22 protein-coding genes and 2 pseudogenes are annotated in these 19,801 nt (G+C 50.0%); 5 read left to right on the top strand and 19 right to left on the bottom strand.

What is annotated here, in order from left to right; genetic code table 11:
• The first annotated feature begins 291 nt into the window (after nucleotides 1-291).
• On the top strand, nucleotides 292-609 hold the full coding sequence (locus NSS88_RS16390) for a hypothetical protein (protein ID WP_015374082.1): 318 nt from the start codon (nucleotides 292-294) through the stop codon (nucleotides 607-609).
• A gap of 127 nt (nucleotides 610-736) precedes the next feature.
• Here NSS88_RS16390 and NSS88_RS16385 read toward each other — a convergent pair.
• The 11 genes and pseudogenes from NSS88_RS16385 to NSS88_RS16335 all read right to left on the bottom strand — a co-directional run.
• A pseudogene (locus NSS88_RS16385) lies at nucleotides 737-895 on the bottom strand (DUF1572 family protein); the annotation flags it as partial.
• A gap of 61 nt (nucleotides 896-956) precedes the next feature.
• Nucleotides 957-1,736, bottom strand: a complete 780-nt coding sequence (locus tag NSS88_RS16380) for an ABC transporter permease (protein ID WP_223812640.1) — start codon at nucleotides 1,734-1,736, stop codon at nucleotides 957-959.
• A 4-nt stretch (nucleotides 1,737-1,740) separates the two neighbouring features.
• The gene (locus NSS88_RS16375) at nucleotides 1,741-2,466 is read right to left on the bottom strand and encodes an ABC transporter ATP-binding protein (RefSeq protein WP_011230240.1); all 726 of its coding nucleotides are present in this window, start codon (nucleotides 2,464-2,466) and stop codon (nucleotides 1,741-1,743) included.
• A 71-nt stretch (nucleotides 2,467-2,537) separates the two neighbouring features.
• On the bottom strand, nucleotides 2,538-3,305 hold the full coding sequence (locus NSS88_RS16370; RefSeq protein ID WP_049624318.1) for a hypothetical protein: 768 nt from the start codon (nucleotides 3,303-3,305) through the stop codon (nucleotides 2,538-2,540).
• Between the two features lie 273 nt (nucleotides 3,306-3,578).
• Complete coding sequence (locus NSS88_RS16365) at nucleotides 3,579-4,070, bottom strand: YajQ family cyclic di-GMP-binding protein (protein ID WP_014195072.1); 492 nt, start codon at nucleotides 4,068-4,070, stop codon at nucleotides 3,579-3,581.
• Nucleotides 4,071-4,270: 200 nt separating this feature from the next.
• A complete protein-coding gene (locus NSS88_RS16360; protein ID WP_008879040.1) occupies nucleotides 4,271-4,402 on the bottom strand; it encodes a DUF3941 domain-containing protein in 132 nt (43 codons plus the stop codon).
• 141 nt (nucleotides 4,403-4,543) lie between these two features.
• Nucleotides 4,544-5,715, bottom strand: a pseudogene (locus NSS88_RS16355) (ISL3 family transposase).
• 269 nt (nucleotides 5,716-5,984) lie between these two features.
• On the bottom strand, nucleotides 5,985-6,848 hold the full coding sequence (locus tag NSS88_RS16350; RefSeq protein WP_049626640.1) for a DegV family protein: 864 nt from the start codon (nucleotides 6,846-6,848) through the stop codon (nucleotides 5,985-5,987).
• A gap of 176 nt (nucleotides 6,849-7,024) precedes the next feature.
• Nucleotides 7,025-7,225, bottom strand: coding sequence for a DUF3813 domain-containing protein (locus NSS88_RS16345; protein ID WP_015374102.1), 201 nt, complete (start codon nucleotides 7,223-7,225; stop codon nucleotides 7,025-7,027).
• 2 nt (nucleotides 7,226-7,227) lie between these two features.
• Complete coding sequence (locus NSS88_RS16340) at nucleotides 7,228-7,380, bottom strand: hypothetical protein (protein WP_162839623.1); 153 nt, start codon at nucleotides 7,378-7,380, stop codon at nucleotides 7,228-7,230.
• Nucleotides 7,381-7,595: 215 nt separating this feature from the next.
• The gene (locus NSS88_RS16335) at nucleotides 7,596-8,402 is read right to left on the bottom strand and encodes a Cof-type HAD-IIB family hydrolase (RefSeq protein ID WP_049624320.1); all 807 of its coding nucleotides are present in this window, start codon (nucleotides 8,400-8,402) and stop codon (nucleotides 7,596-7,598) included.
• A 116-nt stretch (nucleotides 8,403-8,518) separates the two neighbouring features.
• On the opposite strand from NSS88_RS16335, the gene NSS88_RS16330 reads away from it, so the two are divergent.
• From NSS88_RS16330 to NSS88_RS16320, 3 genes are all read left to right on the top strand, one after another.
• Nucleotides 8,519-9,286 (top strand): alpha/beta fold hydrolase, encoded by a 768-nt coding sequence (locus NSS88_RS16330; RefSeq protein WP_340994508.1) that lies wholly within the window; start codon nucleotides 8,519-8,521, stop codon nucleotides 9,284-9,286.
• A gap of 200 nt (nucleotides 9,287-9,486) precedes the next feature.
• Nucleotides 9,487-9,858, top strand: a complete 372-nt coding sequence (locus tag NSS88_RS16325; RefSeq protein WP_033005425.1) for an ArsR/SmtB family transcription factor — start codon at nucleotides 9,487-9,489, stop codon at nucleotides 9,856-9,858.
• On the top strand, nucleotides 9,848-11,974 hold the full coding sequence (locus tag NSS88_RS16320; RefSeq protein ID WP_340994515.1) for a heavy metal translocating P-type ATPase: 2,127 nt from the start codon (nucleotides 9,848-9,850) through the stop codon (nucleotides 11,972-11,974). The genes NSS88_RS16325 and NSS88_RS16320 overlap by 11 nt, the downstream gene beginning before the upstream one ends.
• A gap of 220 nt (nucleotides 11,975-12,194) precedes the next feature.
• Here NSS88_RS16320 and NSS88_RS16315 read toward each other — a convergent pair whose 3' ends face one another.
• The 6 genes from NSS88_RS16315 to NSS88_RS16290 form a co-directional block, all read right to left on the bottom strand.
• A complete protein-coding gene (locus NSS88_RS16315) occupies nucleotides 12,195-12,590 on the bottom strand; it encodes a hypothetical protein (RefSeq protein WP_055357923.1) in 396 nt (131 codons plus the stop codon).
• 192 nt (nucleotides 12,591-12,782) lie between these two features.
• Nucleotides 12,783-13,085, bottom strand: a complete 303-nt coding sequence (locus tag NSS88_RS16310; protein WP_055357924.1) for a metal-sulfur cluster assembly factor — start codon at nucleotides 13,083-13,085, stop codon at nucleotides 12,783-12,785.
• A 22-nt stretch (nucleotides 13,086-13,107) separates the two neighbouring features.
• Nucleotides 13,108-14,358: a hypothetical protein gene (locus NSS88_RS16305; RefSeq protein WP_055357925.1), complete on the bottom strand. Its 1,251-nt coding sequence runs from the start codon at nucleotides 14,356-14,358 to the stop codon at nucleotides 13,108-13,110.
• Entirely contained in the window at nucleotides 14,355-14,564 is a 210-nt protein-coding gene (locus tag NSS88_RS16300) for a DUF2249 domain-containing protein (protein ID WP_013146125.1), read from the bottom strand. The genes NSS88_RS16305 and NSS88_RS16300 overlap by 4 nt, the downstream gene beginning before the upstream one ends.
• 3 nt (nucleotides 14,565-14,567) lie before the next feature.
• On the bottom strand, nucleotides 14,568-14,801 hold the full coding sequence (locus NSS88_RS16295) for a DUF2249 domain-containing protein (protein WP_033013782.1): 234 nt from the start codon (nucleotides 14,799-14,801) through the stop codon (nucleotides 14,568-14,570).
• A 75-nt stretch (nucleotides 14,802-14,876) separates the two neighbouring features.
• Nucleotides 14,877-15,569: a Crp/Fnr family transcriptional regulator gene (locus NSS88_RS16290; RefSeq protein ID WP_050368334.1), complete on the bottom strand. Its 693-nt coding sequence runs from the start codon at nucleotides 15,567-15,569 to the stop codon at nucleotides 14,877-14,879.
• 232 nt (nucleotides 15,570-15,801) lie between these two features.
• Between NSS88_RS16290 and NSS88_RS16285 the strand changes: the two genes are divergently transcribed.
• Nucleotides 15,802-18,165, top strand: coding sequence for a nitric-oxide reductase large subunit (locus tag NSS88_RS16285; RefSeq protein WP_033013780.1), 2,364 nt, complete (start codon nucleotides 15,802-15,804; stop codon nucleotides 18,163-18,165).
• A gap of 321 nt (nucleotides 18,166-18,486) precedes the next feature.
• Here NSS88_RS16285 and NSS88_RS16280 read toward each other — a convergent pair whose 3' ends face one another.
• Nucleotides 18,487-19,026 carry a hypothetical protein gene (locus NSS88_RS16280; protein WP_049626642.1) on the bottom strand — a complete coding sequence of 180 codons (540 nt, stop codon included), beginning with the start codon at nucleotides 19,024-19,026 and terminating at the stop codon, nucleotides 18,487-18,489.
• A 493-nt stretch (nucleotides 19,027-19,519) separates the two neighbouring features.
• Entirely contained in the window at nucleotides 19,520-19,687 is a 168-nt protein-coding gene (locus NSS88_RS16275) for a hypothetical protein (RefSeq protein WP_011230263.1), read from the bottom strand.
• Nucleotides 19,688-19,801 lie beyond the last annotated feature (114 nt).

Here is a 19,801-nt window from a genome sequence, read left to right as displayed (position 1 = left end):
CCCATTCATGGGTCTGGAAGCGGCGTTGTTCGGTCACTCGACAGTCGGATGCAATGACCGGTAAAAACGAAAAGTGTTAAAGCTTTACATTGCATCTATACAATCAGAGCAGGCGCCGCCCTCTGCAATAGGGAGATGGGCGCCTGCTTGGCGTTTGCGTAAAGGGTTGCGCCGCTTCCCTAGCACGCGGGAACGAAGAAGCCCATGGGCGGCTTCACATACAAGAAGGGATCGGACGCAGGGAAGAAGAATAGAAAGACATGATATGATGAAAAAGAGGAGGTGGGAACGTTGCCCAATCATTTGCCTATGGAAGAAAATGTGATGGATATGCTCATCGGCGGCTTTTCGGTTGTGATGTTGATCGCGGTTGTGACAATCGTTTTTCTTTGGCGAAGGAATCGAGAAGGGCGAGTGTTTCTGTGGATATTGGCCCATTTCTTGTTGCTGTCTCTGGCTGTTTCATTTGCGCTGAAGGCGATTTCCTTTGATCTTACCCATGCGCAGGCATCCGAAGAAATCTCCCTCCTTCTTGGCAAGGCGGGGATGGCGTGGGGAGCGGGGATGGTTTGTTTGTTGGTCGGTATTGTGAAACTTTCAAGGCGCTGACCGTGATCCCGATAAGCGATAGGATTGGGAAGGAACAACAAGCAACAAAAAGAAGCCATCCACCTTGATCGGCTGACGGTTCCGAGGGGTGGATGGCGTTTGCAAGATGATTCGAATAAGGAGTTGCCTATGTTGTTTTTCGATTTCTTGGTATGGTCAGTGTTTTCCAGTTGTTTGCGTTCAGCTGTTTCGCGATATAGACGATTTGCCCGATATGATACGAATAATGGTACATTTGCCGCTCAATGGCTTCGATGACGGAATGGGGTTCGCCGCGGATCGTGACGTCCGCAACAAATCCGTTTTCGCCGAAAGGGTGCGAAATGTGAGGGATAACGTCCGCTCTTTTATACGTAGCTTCCGATTTTTCCGTTTTTTCTCGCCCAATGCCATTGTTGCTTCAAGACTAATGAGCCCATGGCCAGCCATAATAGCGAGATGCCGAGAGCAGGAAAGAATACGGGCCATCCTTCATTCACTCCTTGCACGGCCCAAGAAAGGGGAGAAAAGTAGTTGAGAATATGAAAGGCTGTCGGCAATAAATTTGAAGATAGAAAAAAACCTGAGAAGATTAATAAATAATAAAGCAGCACCTCGGTAACGGCTCCGACTTGTTTTAAGCGAAGGGACAGTCCTAAAATGAACACACCGATTCCCGTCATCCCGATTAGGCTTACGCCGCCAAATACGACGATCTCCGTTATCATGGATAATATTCCCGAGAGAATTTCGGAAAATCCAATCATCAAAGCCGCACAGATGAAAAAGAGCACTACCCACACGGATGATAATGCGATTTCCGCGATCACTACGCCCATTAAAACTTGCCATGGGGGAGTCTTGGTGGAAAGTACCTGCTCTGCCGTGCCGAGATACGCTTCCTCGATCACCGTGTTGCCGAGCTTTGAGATCAAATGAGCGCTTAAGTACCAAAGGCTGAAACCGAACAGTTTGAGCGTCGCTTCCTTTCCGGTTTGTATCGGGCTTGCGTACAGCGTACCGAGAAAAAAGACAAATTTAATGATAAGGCCAACGGTAAAATCGAACCAATACCGACGATACTCTGCTCTTTTTTTCAAAAAGGAAGCCAATACTACATTCAAGATTTGCAGGGGCAACCGACTCACCTCCTTAGACGGATAGGTTGGAACGAATAGCGGCCAAAAAATGAGTTTCAAGGTCGGCTGGAGTTGAAAAATGTTCTTTCGTGCCGCTCCAAACGATTTTTCCGCCTTGAATAAAGACAAACTTATTTCCAACGGCGTGGGCAAAAGGAATGTCGTGGGTGGTGATGAGAACGGCTTTCCACCATTGGTTTTCTTCCGTTAACATGGTTCGGATATGATGTTGCGACTCAACATCAAGGCCAAGAGTTGGCTCATCAAGGAACAAAAACGGCGCTCCTTTCATTAAGGCGATCGCAAATGCCAGTTTTTGTTTCATCCCACGTGAAAGGGTTTGGGTAAGACGCTCAGCGTATGGGGTTAGATTCAACACGGCCATCATTCGTTCGGCTCTTCGTTTTGCTTCAGCACGACTCCATTTGTTCAGCAAGCCGAAGTATAAGAGATTTTCCAAAACAGTTAAATAAGAATAGGAGTTGTCAGCTTCTTCAAATACGACCGCAATCGACTCGCGCGCTTCATCTGGATGGCGGACAACATCTACTCCATTGACATAGATGCTGCCGCTGTCTGGTGCAGTAAGCCCGATGATGCATCTTATTAAAGTAGTTTTTCCGGCTCCATTCGGCCCTAAAAGAATAAGTCGATCCCCTTCAACCAGTTCAAGGGAAACATTATGTAATACTTGGCGGTTTGGCGGATAGATTTTGTTTACGTCTTGCACGGCAATCATTTTTTTCTACCCTTTCCATTTAATAAGCTAGGGTGGTCTTGAAAAATCTTGAGGACCACCCGAAAGGATTATTACCAACTCGCTGGGACTTGAGACGGAGCATGTTTTAGTATGTCGTCACTTGTTGGAATAGGAGGGACCACAGTAAGAGAACCATGTCCTTCCAGTCGATAGAAAAGCTCTGTAGAAATACTGGTGGAAAGTTCAATAGCTATATCAATTTTGCACCACATATTAAATACTCGGAAGAAATATTGGCGTAAAGGTATTTGATTAAATTCAACACATTTAACAAAAAGTTCTGGGTCAACTTTTGCTACTTCTTTGCAAGTCTCCAAAACTTTGATAAGATCCTGTAAAGGATTTATTGTGTTTTTAAATAAATCTCTTTCCCATTCAAAATATTTCACAAGATTATCTTGTTCAATAATTCCTGAGACTAACTTCCACATTTCTTGTGACGGTGGTAAGAATAGGTTCTTTTCCAGCTTATCTTTTAGGTTCCATTTATTAATTTGTGAAGCTAATGGATTTCCCTTATATTCAAGTTCAACGCATTTTTTGAGGAGGTCATCGTAGGATTCTATAATATTATGGATATCATGAATAGCAGTTTGTAAAAACGATATGGAGTTTTCTAGGTGTGCAACTGAATCACCGGTTGGTTGTACAAAACGAGTAGCATCTGTAGCACCGGTGGCAGCAATAATAGCTTTTTCTAGTTCAGAATTCGCTTGCCACAAATGAGTAATGCCTTGCCCTATAGCCCAAGCGCACTGAGCAGATAAAGCGGTGGTAATAGCCAGTCCTTTCGTTGGTCTATGATTTTTTCCACCCATATTCTCTTTCCCCTTTCTTTTTCAAACTTAAGTGTATTATACAAAAAAAACAAAAAAATGTAAATATTTAAAATTAACGTGACATTAGAAACCGATCAAAAATACACGCCAAGACAGGGATTCCGTGAGCTTGTGTAAAAAGAGGGGCGTTTTCCGTGAAGTCGTCGTCAACACCATGCTTTTTTGAGCAGTTGGACTCCAAGCCTGTCATCAGTGTTTGGCGAGAGGCGTTTCACTAAACAAGAAAAGCGGATGGAGGTTTTCCCCATCCGCTTAGCGGTAGTTCACAAACTGCACGTCAATCGGCAAATCCGCTTCGCGAATGGCGGCGATCACCTTTTGCAAGTCGTCTTTGCTTTTGCCGCTGACGCGAATTTGGTCATCTTGCACTTGGCTTTTCACTTTCAAGCCGGTGTTCTTGATGATCGTGGTGATTTTTTTCGCGTTTTCTTTGTCGATCCCTTGGACGAGCTTGGCGCGCTGGCGCACTGTGCCGCCTGATGCCGGCTCGATTTTGCCGTATTGGATGTTTTTCGTCGCCACCCCGCGCTTAATGAGCTTGCCGATGAGCACATCTTTCAGCTGCTCAAGCTTAAACTCATCGTCGGAGATGAGAACGAGCTCGTCTTTCTCGAGCGAAATATCGCTTTTGCTTCCTTTGAAGTCGTAGCGTGTTTTGATTTCTTTCATGGCGATGTTAATCGCGTTCGCCACTTCCGACAAATCGACTTTGGATACGATATCGAACGAACTTTCTTTTGACATACGTGACCTCCCGGGCGTGTGATGTACTTTCATTATAGAAAAAGGTGGGGGGAAAGACAACAATGATCAAAGGGGCAAGAAGGTTAGTTTCGTCCTTTATCCGGAAGAGGACGGCATGTAGCACCATGCTGAAAGCGGGACTTGATGCAGGGGAACAATGTGAAAAAGGCGGTGTTTCAACCGCCTTTTTGTCATTTTGCTCACAAATGATCCGTCTTCTTCGAATATGCGAACTTCCCGGCTTCGCGGTTTTTTTCGCGCATCATGTTTTTCTCATGGCGCTTCGCTTGGTTGTCGCGCGCTTTTTTGTCATTGTCGCTCGTGTTTGGCATCGGTAGCCCTCCCTTGTTTCGATCGTCCATCATTAGTATGCGGCAAATGGAAATGAACTATATGGAAATAGGGGAAGGTAGTTTGTGGAAAGATAAATGGAGAATTTTTCGGTTCATCACCAAAAGTTGTACTTGCACCTGTCATGAAAGTATGTTAGCTGTTTCTAGCCGAACCCGCAATGCAAAACGCTGGATATTTCTGTATCCGTATCCCCGACGTTTCATCAGCTTGATCTTGTTATTTGTTCCCTCCATTTTCCCATTTGAATAAGGGGATAAAATGCACGATATGATTTCGTCTGTTCGTTTGACGAGTGATTTTGCGATGGCGCGAACAGCAGAACAAGGACAAAACAAATACCGATGAACCCAGGCGTTCAAACGACGTTTCGCTTGTCGCTCGTTTTGGCTTTTGGATACATAACGAAAATGTTGAAGGGATTGATAGACAGCCTGCAAAGAATCGCTCTCTTTCTGCCACTTTCGCACCGTTTGGCGCTCCTCCTCGGTGAGTTTCTCGGGACACTGGGTCAATCAGCGGCAAACATACCGAACATGCCCGTGTTTCTTGTTCCCTTTTCCGAAGGATTGGCGGCATCGATCCAACGCTTCCGTAAACAATTGAATCACATGAAAATAATCGACCACATGCTTCGCTTCCAGACACCCCCCTTGAATGGCTTTTTTCATCGCTGGAGCCAAATCACTCACGACATACTGAACAGAACCAGACACAGGAGCCAACACACGTCCAATGGCTTCCTCGTTCTTTCCTGCTTCAACGGCATACACTTCTCCCGTTTCGGCATCCATGACTTCCACTCCGTAATCCTGTCCTTTTCGAAACGCAAACTCATCGACACAAACTGCCTTTGGTTGGATGTCATTCGATAGGAAGGGGCATGGGTATAAAACCAGCGTTCAACGGTCGTGTACGGAAGCTTGAGCATACGAGCCACCGCCTGAATGGATGTTCCGATGCAAGATTGCGCCACCCATTGCTGAAACGCATCCGTCGCTGCACTTCGAGGGGAAATTCCGGGATAAGACGTGCTGAATGTCATGCCACATGTACAACAACGTCTACGCTCCACAGGGAGTTCCACCCAAAAGATGCCGATCCGTTGAGCATACCCATGCATCCATTGCTTCTTTTTTCCTGTCATTTTGATCGTGCGTTTCAAGCAAACAGGACATAACGGGCATTGTTCAGGAAGAGAAAGTTCGAAAATCCAACGTTCTTCTTCTTTTCGCACCTTTTGAATCAAAACATCTGGTAAATCGATGAGTTCTTTGATAAACTGAGCGTACATGCGAATTTTCCTCCAATGGTTTGGTTTGGACACCTTTACCATACAGGAAAATTCGCATTTTTTGTACCCTCTATTTTCTCTATGCACACCGATCTTCAATGATCAAGTACAACTTGTGGTGAAGAGCCAATTTTTCTTAACAAATTTTCTCGGATGGCCGGATGCGGTCCAAAACGTACTACTACTACAACCTTCTTGATCAACTTCGGTAATGAGGACAGGCGCCTGTGGTTGTGCAGGCGCCTTTGTTTTGTCCGGCGGAAAAGGCGTCAGATCTCAATATATTTGTTCAGAAAAAAGAGGGCAATCGTCCCCGGTCCGGCGTGTGCGCCGATGACGCTGCCGATGTCGGAGAGGAAAAAGCGCGTGCAGCCGTGTGTTTCTTCGATCATCCGCTTCAGCTCAAGCGCCGTTTCTTCGTCATCGGCGTGGCTGATGCCAATCGTTTGCTTTTGCAGATCATCGCCGCGCTCTCCCATCAACTCGACCATGCGTTTCAACACTTTTTTCCGCCCACGCAGCTTCTCAAGTGGGACAAGCGCGCCGTCTTCGACATGGAGAAGCGGCTTGATGTTGAGCAAGCCCCCGAAGGCCGCCGCGGCTTTGCTGATGCGTCCGCCGCGCGCCAAGTAATCCAAGTTGTCAACGGTGAAAATGTGTTCCATATGGCGGCAATACGCCTCGATCGTTTCACAAAGCAAGTTGTACGGTGTGTTTTGTTTCGCCAGCTCGACTGCCTTCATGACGGCGAGCCCTTGGCCAAGAGAGGCGCATTTCGAGTCGATGATTGTCAGGCGAAATTCCGGATATTCATCAAGCAGCTCGCTGCGCACGGCCATCGCCGTTTGGTATGTACCGGATAATTTCGATGAAAAGGCGATGTAAAGGCATGGCCGGTTTTCTTTGGCGTATGGCAAAAACAGTTCCTTCATCGCCAGCGGGCTTGGCTGCGCGGTTCTCACGACATCTCCGCCGCGCATGGCGTCATATACTTGCTTCGGCTCGATCGTGATGCCGTCTTCGTAATCTTGGCCGTTCCAATGAACGACAAGCGGCAAAAAGGCGATTTGATGCTCGCGAATGTACGATTGAGGCAAATCCGCGCCGCTGTCGGTGATGATTTGAATGGACATCTTTCGTCCTCCTCTTTTCTCCTTTCGTGTTCCCCACGGCTCTATCAGATGAATGAACCGTTTCCGCAGGTGAACGGCGATTCATGTTTCTATGTTCAGTGTAGCGGTTTTCAGCTCAGAATACAACGGAAAATCGGGGACGAGAGAAAAAAACAGCTGCGGGAAGCCCGCAGCTGTTATTGAGTGAGCTCATCAAGCTCAGCTTGAAATTGACGCAACTGCGCTTTTTCTGCCGTGTTGGAATGCGCGTACGCGGATGACAAGGCGTTTTTGGCGATGGCAACAGCGCGCTCGACGCTCATGTCGATCTCGCCGCTTTTGGCTTGTTTCGCCTGTGCGACTGCTTTGCGCGCCTCTTGAAACAGACGGTTGCCCATCGTTATGCCCCTCCAAGCGACGTTTCCACCGCTTTTTCCGCTTTGCGTGCTTCCGCCTCGGCGTACGTCAGGTGATAAGGGATTCGCTTGTCATGCCGTTCAACCGCATCGACGCCTTGCTGGACGAAACGCTTCGATTTGTTTCGTTTGCCCATGACCGATTCCCCCTTTAAAAAGTTGAAGACGCGCGTTGCGTCACGTATAGTGTAACCGCCGCCAGGGAACAGTAGTAAGGAAATTCGTTACAAACCGCCGTTCGTCGCTCTGAAAGCGGAAATCTGCTTGACACGACAGGAAAAAATCAATGCAAAAGCGGAAAGAAGTGGTTGGGAGGCGCGAGAAGCCTCCCGTAGCAAGGGGGGCGGCAGGGCTACAGGCCTAGAAGATCTTGTAAATACAAGCCGATACCGTCTTCTTCGTTGCTTTTCGTCACATCGTCAGCGACCGTTTTCAATGACTCGATAGCGTTGCCCATGGCGACGCCCAGCCCGGCCCAATCGATCATTTCGAGGTCGTTGTCTTCATCGCCAAAAGCAATGACGCGCTCCCTTGGGATGCCGAAATAGTCGGCGACTTGTTTTAAGCCTGCAGCCTTATGGACGCCATGGCGGATGATTTCAATGACATGCCACGGTTCGCTCCAGCGCCGTTGGTGGATGACGTTGGCGTACACATTCGCTAAGTGTGATTGAATCCGCTCGATATGATCATCGTCCGTGTACACGAGCACGCTCGTCGGATCTTTGCCGAGCGAGCGGCGCAAATCACCGATTTCCACGGTCGGGTTGCCAAGGCGGACGATGTCAAGCAAGACGTCGTCGTGTTGATGAAAATAAACATTGTCTAACACTTCGGCCATCATATTCTTGATTCCATAGGATTCGCTGATTTCAACAATGTCTTTGACGATCGCAAGCGGCAGCGGGTAATGGTGCATGCCCCACGACGGCTGGCGCGGATGGTGGACAAACGCACCGTTGAAATTGACGATCGGCGTTGCAAGGCCAAGTTCTTCGTAGTACATGGAGCTTGCCCGGTACGGGCGGCCGGTGGCGATGACAACAAAATGGCCGACGTTGATGGCGCGGCGGATGACGTCTTTGGTAAATGGGGAAATCGTTTTATCCTCTTTGAGCAACGTTCCATCCAAATCCAACGCGATTAAATACGGCTTCATGTCCGACTCCTTTGCCCTCGTTATTCTTTACACTACATAGTGTAACTCTTTTCCAAAATCGCTGTCCATATGGTAAACTATATAGCGATGGAAAAAGAAAAGGGGTTTGTGCAACCATGGTGATCATTGAACAGGAACAGTTGGCCGGCGTGCCGGTTCTTCACGTTGTCAAGTCGGAAAAGCGGGACGAACGGCTGCCGCTGATTTTCTTTATCCACGGCTTTACGAGCGCCAAAGAACATAATTTGCATTTCGGCTACTTGCTCGCCGAGGCGGGCTACCGCGCTGTGCTTCCCGACGCGCTGTTTCACGGTGAACGGGACGAAGGCTTGAGCGAACGGAAATTGCAGCTGTCGTTTTGGGACATTGTTGTGCGCACGATCACCGAAATCGAGGAGATGAAAAACGACCTTGTAAGCCGCGGGCTGGCTGACCGAGAACGGATTGGGCTCGCTGGGACATCGATGGGCGGCATCGTCACATTCGGCGCGCTCGCCGTCTATCCGTGGGTGAGGGCGGCGGTGGCGCTCATGGGCTGCCCGAACTACAGCGCCTTTTTTGATGAGATGATTGAAGAAGGAAAGAGGCGCCAAATCGACATTCCGCTGCCGCCGACGCTGCTTGCGCTCGAAAAAGAAAAGCTCGCCCGCTACGATTTATCCAAGCAGCCGGAAAAACTCGCCGGGCGGCCGCTGTTCATCTGGCACGGGAAAGCCGACCAAGTCGTCCCGTATGCTTATACATATGAGTTTTACAAGCAAATTAAACCACTTTATGGAGGAAACGAAGACCGGCTGCAATTCATCGCCGACCCGCACGCCGGCCATAAAGTGACGCGTGAAGCGTTTTTGGAGACGGTGCGCTGGTTTCGCAAGCATGTGTAAGCAAAATCGGCAATGAGGAAACGAACATGTTTGTGGTCAGCTAAAGCGTGCTTCACAAGAGGAAATCCGCCTTTTAAACAAAAAAGGCGGATTTTTCGTTTGAACACATTTTTTATTCAAATGAACATTTGAATATAAGGGGGAGATATGCTATTCTATATTCAAATTAATATTTGAATATTGGCAAGGAGCGAGAAGGAATGCACCGTCATGATGTGTGCGACGTTTACTGTTATGACGACGAGAAGGTCGAGCGGGTTCAGCGGCGGCTTCGCGATGAACCAATTGCCGAGATTGTCCCTTTTTTTAAGGCGCTTGCCGATGAAAACCGGGCGAAGATCGTGTATGCGCTTTGCGGTGAAGAGGAGTTGTGCGTCTGTGACCTAGCGAACGTCATTGGTGCGACGGTGGCGACGGCATCACATCATTTGCGCATTTTGTATAAGCAAGGAATTGTGAAATATCGAAAAGAGGGGAAACTCGCCTTTTACTCGCTGGATGACGACCATATTCGCGAGCTGCTGCTTGTCGCGCTCGCCCATCGGAAAGAGGGGGATGGCCGTGGGGAATGAACAAACATTAGATCGGCTCGAGGCCAAAACATACCGCGTGCAAGGACTGACGTGCACAAACTGCGCAGCTAAGTTTGAACAAAACGTGAAATCCTTGCCCGGCGTGAAAGAGGCGAAAGTGAATTTCGGCGCCGCCAAGCTCACCGTTTGGAGCGAGGCGACGATTGATGAACTTGAGCAGGCAGGAGCGTTTGAACAGTTGACCATTCGTGAAGAACGAGAGCGCACCGTCCGGCCGGAACCGTTTTGGAGGAAGAAAGAGAACAGGAACGTCCTTGTCTCTGCTGTATTGCTTCTGATTGGCATTGCGGCCGATGCGGCGGACAAGGGGATGCTGGCGATTGCGATGTATTTGGCGGCGATCGTGATCGGAGGCTACTCCCTGTTCTGGACGGGGCTCCGGAATCTGTCCCGCTGGCAGTTTGATATGAAAACATTAATGACGATCGCCATTCTCGGTGCAACGGCGATCGGGGAATGGCAGGAAGGGGCGGTTGTTGTCATTTTGTTCGCCATCAGTGAAGCGCTTGAGCGCTATTCGATGGAGAACGCGCGGCGGTCGATCGCATCATTGATGGAGATGGCACCTGCGGAGGCGACCATCCGGCGCGGCACGGAGGAAATGACCGTTCCGGTCGAAGACGTTCGCGTCGGGGATGTCATGATCGTCAAACCAGGGGGAAAAATCGCTTTGGACGGCATTGTCATAAGCGGCGCCTCCACAGTGAATGAAGCGGCGATCACCGGTGAAAGTCTGCCGGTGGAAAAAGCAGTGGGGGATGCAGTGTTTGCCGGGACGCTGAATGGAGAAGGATTCCTCGAAGTTGAAGTAACAAAGCGGGCGGATGAGACGACATTGGCGAAAATGATTGATCTTGTGGAAGAGGCGCAAGCGGAGCGGGCGCCGTCGCAAGCGTTCGTCGACCGGTTTGCTCGCTATTATACGCCGTTTATTATCGTGACCGCGCTTCTGATCGCCATCGTTCCGCCGCTCGTGATGGGCGGGGAGTGGCTTGATTGGATTTACCGCGGTCTTGCCGTTCTTGTCATCGGCTGCCCGTGTGCGCTCGTCATCTCCACCCCGGTGGCGATTGTCACCGCCATCGGAAACGCGGCTCGGCGCGGCGTGCTCATCAAAGGCGGCGTGCATCTCGAACAAATCGGCCGGCTGCGTGCCGTTGCCTTTGATAAAACCGGGACGTTGACGAAAGGGAAACCAGCCGTGACCGATGTCGTCGTGTATGAAGGAACACGTGAGCAGCTGTTGGCCATCGCCGCCGCCATCGAAAAACGGTCGCAGCACCCTTTGGCTTCTGCCATCGTCCGCAAAGCGGAAGAAGAGGGAGCACCGTTTCTTGATGTGGCCGTCGAAGAGTTTCAATCGCTCACCGGCCAAGGAGTGAAGGCGGCGATTGCGGGGAACACGTACTATATCGGCAGCCCCGCTTTGTTTACCAGTTGGATCGGGAAGTTGCCCGATGAAGCGGAAAAGCAAATCTCTGCCTTTCGGGACGAAGGAAAAACCGTGATGGCCGTCGGCACGGCCGATCGGCTGTTGGGGCTTGTCGCCGCGGCCGATCAACTGCGGCCGTCCGCCCCGGAAACGGTTGCCGCGCTGCGGCGCCTTGGGGTGGCGGAAGTGGTGATGGTGACGGGCGACCACGAGCAAACCGCACAGGCCATCGGCCGTCAAGCGGGCGTATCCGATATTCGCGCCGAGCTCCTTCCGAAACAGAAGCTGGCGGCGATCCGCGAGCTGAAAGAACGTTGCGGCATGACCGCCATGGTCGGCGACGGGGTGAATGACGCCCCTGCCTTGGCCGCGGCCGATATTGGTGTGGCGATGGGCGGGGCGGGAACGGATGCCGCCTTGGAAACAGCCGATGTTGTGCTCATGGCCGACGATTTGCGCCAGCTGCCGTACACCGTCCACCTTGGGCGCCGAACGCTTGCCGTCATCCGGCAAAACATCGCCGTCGCCTTAGGGCTTAAAGTGCTGGCACTCGTGGCCGCCTTCCCGGGCTGGCTCACCCTTTGGCTCGCGGTGTTCGCCGATATGGGCGCGACGCTGCTAGTGACACTCAACAGCATGCGCCTATTGCGGGTGAAGGAATGAGACGGGGCTGCGGGCAGCGAGATACATCGTCCAACTTAGAAGAAGTGCATTTGTCCTCTCTCATGAAATGCGTGGAAAATATGGGTGCTTTCTGACGATGAGAGACGGTATAATGAAGAGGAAAACATCACAGCTGATTAGGTTGAATGTTTGGGGATAGCGGCTGTTGGATGGAACCATCGTTTTGGTCTGTTCATGGAAATCGTGGGGAAGAGGGGCGTCATGAAGGGATCTCGAAAAGAAGAGAGGCATGAAACGCAACGGACAGAAGAGATTCAACGGATGGATGACCGGGTGTTTTCTCGCCGGCCGAACAGTTGGATCGGATCGCCGCGGGAGGGGCGATGAAGCGGGAAGCCCTCGATTGGTGAGGATTTCCCCGGTGGATTCGATATGTCGGATACATCGCCTTCGCCTTTTTTGTCATCGTTCCTTTGATGGCATGGTTGTGGAACGTGTATATAGATACGAGCTGAAAATGGAAACGATCCGCCAGTTCGATTGGATGAAGAGCATATTGATTCGTTTCATACCAAGAAAACAATCGATTCATCCCTAGAGGCAAAGGGCGCAACGCATCCAACCGTTGTTTCAGCTCGTCGATTTTGGCAAACATCGCTCTCACCTCTTGGTATATGATTCGCGGCCTCGATTCGTTTTTCCTTTAAATAGCCAAGCGATGGCTCTCGTTTTTTCTATTATGATACAAAAATAAAGGGCGGGGAGTGTTCAGCAGTTGCAGAACAATGAAACAACCGCCCGCCCAACACGGGCGAACGGCGAAAAGGGGATGGAAAAGTGGAGTGTTTCAAGAAAAATGCCCAAGCTGCCGGAGCGCTTCTTCGCTCATTCGCTCCGGCGTCCATGGCGGGTTCCATGTCACTTGGACGCGCACGTCACGGATGCCGTCAATGTGCTCAAGCGCCCGTTTGACGCCGCCGGCGATCGAGTCGTGAAGCGGGCAGCCGGGGGTCGTGAGCGTCATCAGGACATTGATATGCCCATCTTCGATTTTTAAGTCATAAATCAACCCTAAATCGACGACGTTAATGCCGAGCTCCGGATCAAGGATCGTTTTCAGCTGTTGAATGGCAAGTTCGCGGACATCCATCGTTCTTTTCCTCCTCATTCGTTTATTTTCGGAAGACCGTTAAAATCGTTCCCGCAAAGGCAACGCTTAATCCAGCCAGCAGTGTTTGAGCGACGGCCAACAGCGGCACGCTCGCGACAGCAAGCGCAACGGCCGCCAGCGCGAGAGCGAAAAGCCATAGGCGGCATTGGACGGTGACGGCTCGCTCATTCATCATTTGTTTTAACGTCGGCACGTTTTGTTGGCCGACTTTTTCGCTGTAGCGATGCGTCCACCATAAAAACGGCACGATTTTGAACAAATAGCCGACGATGCTGAAGAGAATCCAGCCGACAATGAATAGATAAACAATGATGCCAAGCAGCCGTCCGCTGCCGACGACGATGGCGACAAAGGCGGCAACGTGCAGTCCAAGACCGATGACGATGGCCGAAAGCGAAAAGCGGAACGGGCGGTCAAGCGTTTTTTTCATCCGCTTTTGCAAAATGGCGCGGATATGCCAGGCGAAAACAAGGAATCCGCTCATGAGCAAGGCTGCACCGGCTATAAGCCATGCGTGGCTTCGCAAGAATAAGCTGGCGAACGCCACCGCAATCCCGCTGATGTACAGCGCATAGACGTAACGCGCCGGCCGCAGCGAAAAGCCGTGGGCGAGCGAGAACATCGGTACCATTTTGTACGAAAAGCCTATGATGAGCAGTGTGAACCAGCCGCACAGCCCGAACAGCACATGCAAGCCGAACACCGTTTCATGACTGTTGGCGCCTGTGGCGGCGAAAAAGTGAAAGGCAAGCAGCCCTCCAGCGGCGCCCGTCAGCAGCAAAAACAACAAGGAAGTCGCGACAAACAGCGTCATGATCGTTCTGTTTTTTTGTTGTTTTAATGTCATTGCCATTTGCCAGACAAACAGCACGATGCCGAACAGCAGAAGCAAGCCAGGGAGAAACGCTTGGTTTGGCGTAAACGCTAAACTGGCGGCAAAGGCGACGATGCCGAGAGCGGTGATCGCAAACTGCCAAAAACCGAGCCGCTCGCTCCAAATCGGCGTCAAAAAGGCGACCGGAACGAGCTGGTACATCGCCCCCATGGCCGTCATCAATGCAAAGCCAAGCAACGCCAAGTGGGCCGCCGCCCATACGAACGGCAGCCGGAACGCGCCGCTGCTAAGTGAGGGAATCGCTCCAAGCAACATAAGCTGCGACGCGGCGAACGCCAACACGGCGAACATGATAAACGAGAACGGAAGACGGACGTCTGTTTCCGTCCCCGTGCGAGTAGGAAACACGTTGCTCATCCTTTCGTAATGCGGATTTCAAAGCTGCCGTCTTCGCGTGCGACCGTCTCGTGCCGGTAGCCGAGCTCGTCAAGCTGTTCGTACAAAAACATCGGGCGGCGGTCGTTAATGATCGTCAGCGTCTCCCCAGGATTCAGCTTCGCGAGGGCAGCGAGCGTCCGCATCATCGGCTGCGGCGGCTCGAGTCCGCGGTTATCGAGGATCATCGGTCATCCCCCCTGCTTCACAAACGTTACTTTCCAATGTTTTTTTTCGATTTGTTCGGCCTCGTAAGTAAATCCTTTCGCTTTCATAATCGGAAACAGCGGCAGCGGCTTGAATGGAGCGTGCAAAATGAACGTATCGCCCGGCTGCAGCGGTTTGATGGCGTTCATAATTTTTTCAAACGGCTCACGTTTCTGCCGCAAATCTTCGCGCACATCGAGTTCAATTGTGACAGCCATGTGCACTCCTCCTTTTTGACTATTATGATAATCATTTTCAATGTTTGATGTTGTGATATGGCTCACACATGGACGTTAGAAAAAGATTTCTTTTTCCAATCCTTCCTGGTCGATCAAATAAAAGCCGTGTTCGTCGACATTGATCAACCCTTTCCGTTTCAGCTGGCTCAACGTCCGGCTGACCGTTTCCCGGGCGGTGCCGATCATGTTGGCCAGCTCGCGGTTCGTCACATGGGCGGTGAGACGGTGCCACTTCCCTTGTTTGACGGCGTTCGTGCGCGTCAGACGCAACAAAAGCAGCACGATTTGTTCGTACGTATTATGGAGCACTTGCGCCTCAAGCCGGTTTTGCAAGTCGACGATTTTTTCGCCCATGACGCGGAACAGTTTTATGCAAAGTTCAGGGCTCGCCATCAGCACTTGTTCGAAATCGTGGATCGGGATCGCGATCAATGTCGCTTCCTCGACCACTTCGGCGTGGGCCGGATAGGTGCCTTTTAAGAAAAAGCCGGCATGCGGAAACATTTCTCCCGTCTGCAAAATCGAAACGATTTGTTCTTTCCCGCTGAAGTCCGTTTTATAAATTTTTACCGTGCCGGAATGAATGAAATAGACACGTTCTAACGGGTCGCCTTGCATAAAGACAAACGTCCGCGGCTTGTAAACGCGCACGTGGGAAATGGCAACCAGCGAATCAAGCTCGTAATCGGACAGTTCACGAAACAACGGAACAGCTTTTAAGCGGTCTTTCATCCAATGGTTCGCCATGGCGTTCTCTCCTTTGGAAATGTGACAAAAGTGTGGCGGCTGTCAACAGAGCATCGATGCTTTTCTCTTTTTGAACATCCGCGCCGTTTGGCCTTTTTTGCCTTCATTGTATACATTCTTACGCCATAAAGCTGTGATATAAATCATAACGGACATTTGCCCCAGCTCACAAACCGGCCTCGATTCAGCACGCTACAATGGGGGCGAACAAACGAGAAGGAGGTTGTCTCATATGGAAGTTCATCGATCCGTTCGCCCCAACATGCGGCCGGGGCGGCAAACGACCAACAGTTTTCTCAAATCGATTCTCATTTTCACCATTTTAATCAGCTTCACTGTCCTGCTTGTCGGCGGATATTGGATTTTTAAAGAAATGGCGCCGAGGCCGAAGGAAGTTCGCAGTGAAGACGGCCAAGTGTTGATGACGAAAGAAACGATCATCGGCGGGCAGGCCGTCTTCCAAAAATACGGGCTGATGGATTACGGAACCGTGCTTGGGCATGGGTCGTATATGGGGCCGGACTATACGGCAGAAGCGTTGAAAATTTATACGGAAGGCATGCAAGATTACAAAGCAAAAGAGCGGTATCACAAACCGTTTGCCGATTTAACCGCCGATGAGAAAACGATCATCCGCGAACAAGTCATCAAGGAAATGCGAAAAAATCGCTACAACCCGGTTACGGATGTTCTCGTCCTGACAGATGCGCAAGTATACGGGTTGGAAAAAGTGCGCGACTATTACCGCGACGTGTTCACCAATGGCGACGGTTGGGGATTGAAAAAAGGATTGATCAAAGAAAGCGACATGCCAAAATCAGGCCGTGCTTGGGTCGCGGACGGCGACCAAATCAAGCAAATTGCCGACTTTTTCTTCTGGACCGCTTGGCTGTCAAGCACGCCAAGACTTGGCGACCACATCACTTATACGAACAACTGGCCGTACTATGAGGACGCCGGCAATACGATGTCATTTTCCGCGGTATGGTGGAGCGGCGCGAGCGTCACGATTTTGATTTTGTTCATCGGGATCATTTTGTATGTGTTCCACCGCTATCAGTTAAGCATGCAAGAAGCGTATGCAGAAGGGAAGTTTCCGGTCATCGACTTGCGGCGGCAGCCGCTTACTCCGTCGCAAGTGAAAGCGGGCAAATATTTCGTTGTCGTCGCCGCGCTCTTTTTCGTGCAAGCGATGTTCGGGGCGTTGCTCGCCCACTACTATACGGAACCGGACAGCTTCTTCGGCATCAAATGGATCCATGACCTATTGCCGTTTAACATCGCCAAAGGGTATCACTTGCAGCTGGCGATTTTCTGGATTGCCACCGCTTGGCTTGGCATGGGGATTTTCATCGCGCCACTTGTCGGCGGGCAAGAGCCGAAAAAGCAAGGGTTGCTTGTTGATTTGCTCTTCTGGGCGCTTGTCGTCCTTGTCGCCGGCAGCATGATCGGCCAATGGCTAGGCGTCAACGGCTACTTAGGGAACGAATGGTTTCTGTTTGGCCATCAAGGATGGGAATACATTGAGCTCGGCCGCGTTTGGCAAATCATTTTAGTCGTGGGCATGCTGCTTTGGCTGTTCATCGTCTTTCGCGGCATCAAACGAGGGCTGAAGCAAGAAAGCGACAAAGGCGGTCTCATCCACTTGCTGTTTTACTCAGCCATCGCCGTTCCGTTCTTTTACATCTTCGCGTTCTTTATCGAGCCGGATACGAACTTTACGATGGCTGACTTTTGGCGCTGGTGGATCATCCACTTATGGGTCGAAGGCATTTTCGAAGTGTTCGCCGTTGTTGTCATCGGGTTTTTGCTCGTACAAATGAGATTGGTGACGAAAAAATCGACGGTCCGGGCTCTCTATTTCCAATTTACGATTTTACTAGGCAGCGGTGTCATCGGCATCGGCCACCACTATTACTACAACGGTTCACCGGAAATTTGGATCGCTCTTGGCGCGGTGTTCTCGGCGCTCGAGGTCATTCCGCTTACGCTCCTTATTTTAGAAGCGTATGAACAATATAAAATGATGCGCGACGGCGGGGTCAACTTCCCGTATAAGGCCACATTCTGGTTTTTGATCTCCACAGCGATCTGGAACTTGGTCGGCGCAGGGGTGCTCGGCTTTCTGATCAACTTGCCGGCGGTCAGCTACTTTGAACACGGGCAATTCTTAACGCCGGCTCACGGCCACGGAGCGATGATGGGCGTGTATGGCATGTTTGCGATCGCCGTGCTTCTTTACTCGCTGCGCAACATCGTCAAACCGGAAGCATGGAACGACAAATGGCTGAAATTCTCTTGCTGGATGCTGAACATCGGCCTGGCTGGCATGGTTCTCATCACGCTTCTCCCGGTTGGGGTGCTGCAAATCAAAGAAGCGTTTGAACACGGCTATTGGGCGTCCCGTTCGCCTTCGTTCTTGCAACAAGACGTCGTACAAAACTTGCTGCTTGTCCGCTTTGTTCCGGATACGATCTTTTTGATCGGCGTCGTTGCGTTGCTTGTTTTCGCCATCAAGGTGCTGTTCCATTTGCGCAAGCCAACGCACGGCGAAGGGGAAGAGCTGCCGGTGGCGAATTTGGCGGAGGAAGAATAACCAAAACGGGGCTGACCCAAAACGCGAATGCGTTTTGGAATTAGCCCCTTTTTTACACCAAAATATCGTTCGTTTTCTGGCAGAATAGAGTTACCATAACCACTATCACTGGAAAAGGAGCGATTCGTTTATGAAACATCATCATAATTTTTGAAGAGTGTACCATGAATCATCTCACGTTGCCAGGCGATATCATTCCACTGGATCATATGGCTCATGTAGTTTACGAAATGGTCGAACGCATTCCGATGGAGATGTTTCTACCTTTACTATAAAGGTGGCCGCACCTCAGAAAGGCAAGGAGAGATGCTTCCTCCTTGCTCATGTTGTCTTTATAAGACGAATGCTGGAAATTGCCGCTTCGTGTTCAATCGAACGCCTAGAAAGAAGATCTAAAATCCGTTCGTGCTTTTCCATGTTTTGTTCTATTTTCTTAACGATTTCATTTGTTTCAAGCACTGCTTGTTGGAGGAAAACAAATTCTTGCTTTGTGACCATATTGGCTTTGACATGATCTAATTCTTTCATTAGGTTGTTCTTTACGTCCTCAAGCTCCTGCTTGGTGGCCATGTTGGTTTTAATGTCTTCAAGCTCTTGCTTGGTGGCCATGTTGGCTTTAATGTCTTCGATCTTTTTTGTGAAACTATGCTTCACTTCTTCGAGTTCTTGTTTAGTGGCCATGTTGGTTCTAATATCTTCGAACTCTTTTGTGAAACGATTCCTCACTTCTTCAAGTTCTCGTTTCGTTGCCATGTTGGCTTTAATATCCTCAAGCTCTGTTGTGAAGTTTTGCTTCACTTCTTCGAGCTCCTGTTTCGTTGCCATGTTTGTTTTGATATCGCTTACTTCATGTTCGATCATTTGGAGCTTGTCCAAAATTTGGTTCAATATCTCTTCCGAGGAAAATCCTCCCTTCTAATAAGATATATAGCAGCCCTGGAAAAGCGAGTGATGATGAATCGCTCCTTTCTTTTGAGGACTGGGGAAACGAGCGTGTAGAGTAAGTAGTTGAGGAAAGGGATGGGATTGTAGCGCAGAACAAATGAGGACAATCGTTCCCCATTCATATTATAAATGATTCGTAGAAATTTGAAAATAACGTTTTGTGTCATTGTCGCTTTGTATCCGTCCAGGAAAAGGAGTGCGTTTTAGCCCGTACGGTCATGTTAATCCCGGCAGCGACATTGTTTTTAAGAAAATCGAACTTCCTTTCTTTAATAATAGGGAGAAACAAGGGATTTAATCGGAATCGTTCATGATCAATGTACGATTTAAAAAAGAAAGAGCTGGCTCCAAAAGTCCACTTGTTAGTGGATTTTTGGGTCAGCCCCCTTTCATTTGTGAACGTTTTCAATCACTTGTGGCATTTGTCCGGCGTGGTGTGTTCGGTTTCCTTTTGCTTGTCATGGCATGGAAAGCAGTACAACGTCTCTGTTTCTCGGCTGACGACGCCGTTTAAAAACCCATGCAGACAATGGATCGGCTTGCCGCATTGCGCGCAAAAGCCAACAAGCTCTTCCAACCGCCATTTCTCCTTTCATGGGGATTGAACATGTTCACCTTCGGGCTGTGACGCTCGTCACTACCCCCCAAGGTTCAAGCGGTTATGATAAAGTATATAATTCATTATACTACA

The organism is Geobacillus sp. FSL W8-1251 (assembly GCF_038005945.1).
GTDB lineage: Bacteria > Bacillota > Bacilli > Bacillales > Anoxybacillaceae > Geobacillus > Geobacillus stearothermophilus.
The sequence above is the reverse complement of the archived record's forward strand: the minus strand, read 5'-3'. Positions and strand labels throughout refer to the sequence as shown.

Bases quoted from the DNA above. Each gene is read 5' to 3' on its own strand.
- NSS88_RS16375 (WP_011230240.1), bottom strand. From the start codon at position 2,466: ATGATTGCCGTGCAAGACGTAAACAAAATCTATCCGCCAAACCGCCAA.
- NSS88_RS16370 (WP_049624318.1), bottom strand. From the start codon at position 3,305: ATGGGTGGAAAAAATCATAGACCAACGAAAGGACTGGCTATTACCACC.
- NSS88_RS16365 (WP_014195072.1), bottom strand. From the start codon at position 4,070: ATGTCAAAAGAAAGTTCGTTCGATATCGTATCCAAAGTCGATTTGTCG.
- NSS88_RS16360 (WP_008879040.1), bottom strand. From the start codon at position 4,402: ATGCCAAACACGAGCGACAATGACAAAAAAGCGCGCGACAACCAAGCG.
- NSS88_RS16350 (WP_049626640.1), bottom strand. From the start codon at position 6,848: ATGTCCATTCAAATCATCACCGACAGCGGCGCGGATTTGCCTCAATCG.
- NSS88_RS16345 (WP_015374102.1), bottom strand. From the start codon at position 7,225: ATGGGCAACCGTCTGTTTCAAGAGGCGCGCAAAGCAGTCGCACAGGCG.
- NSS88_RS16340 (WP_162839623.1), bottom strand. From the start codon at position 7,380: ATGGGCAAACGAAACAAATCGAAGCGTTTCGTCCAGCAAGGCGTCGAT.
- NSS88_RS16335 (WP_049624320.1), bottom strand. From the start codon at position 8,402: ATGAAGCCGTATTTAATCGCGTTGGATTTGGATGGAACGTTGCTCAAA.
- NSS88_RS16330 (WP_340994508.1), top strand. From the start codon at position 8,519: ATGGTGATCATTGAACAGGAACAGTTGGCCGGCGTGCCGGTTCTTCAC.
- NSS88_RS16325 (WP_033005425.1), top strand. From the start codon at position 9,487: ATGCACCGTCATGATGTGTGCGACGTTTACTGTTATGACGACGAGAAG.
- NSS88_RS16315 (WP_055357923.1), bottom strand. From the start codon at position 12,590: ATGTTTGCCAAAATCGACGAGCTGAAACAACGGTTGGATGCGTTGCGC.
- NSS88_RS16310 (WP_055357924.1), bottom strand. From the start codon at position 13,085: ATGGATGTCCGCGAACTTGCCATTCAACAGCTGAAAACGATCCTTGAT.
- NSS88_RS16305 (WP_055357925.1), bottom strand. From the start codon at position 14,358: ATGAGCAACGTGTTTCCTACTCGCACGGGGACGGAAACAGACGTCCGT.
- NSS88_RS16300 (WP_013146125.1), bottom strand. From the start codon at position 14,564: ATGATCCTCGATAACCGCGGACTCGAGCCGCCGCAGCCGATGATGCGG.
- NSS88_RS16295 (WP_033013782.1), bottom strand. From the start codon at position 14,801: ATGGCTGTCACAATTGAACTCGATGTGCGCGAAGATTTGCGGCAGAAA.
- NSS88_RS16290 (WP_050368334.1), bottom strand. From the start codon at position 15,569: ATGGCGAACCATTGGATGAAAGACCGCTTAAAAGCTGTTCCGTTGTTT.
- NSS88_RS16285 (WP_033013780.1), top strand. From the start codon at position 15,802: ATGGAAGTTCATCGATCCGTTCGCCCCAACATGCGGCCGGGGCGGCAA.
- NSS88_RS16280 (WP_049626642.1), bottom strand. From the start codon at position 19,026: ATGATCGAACATGAAGTAAGCGATATCAAAACAAACATGGCAACGAAA.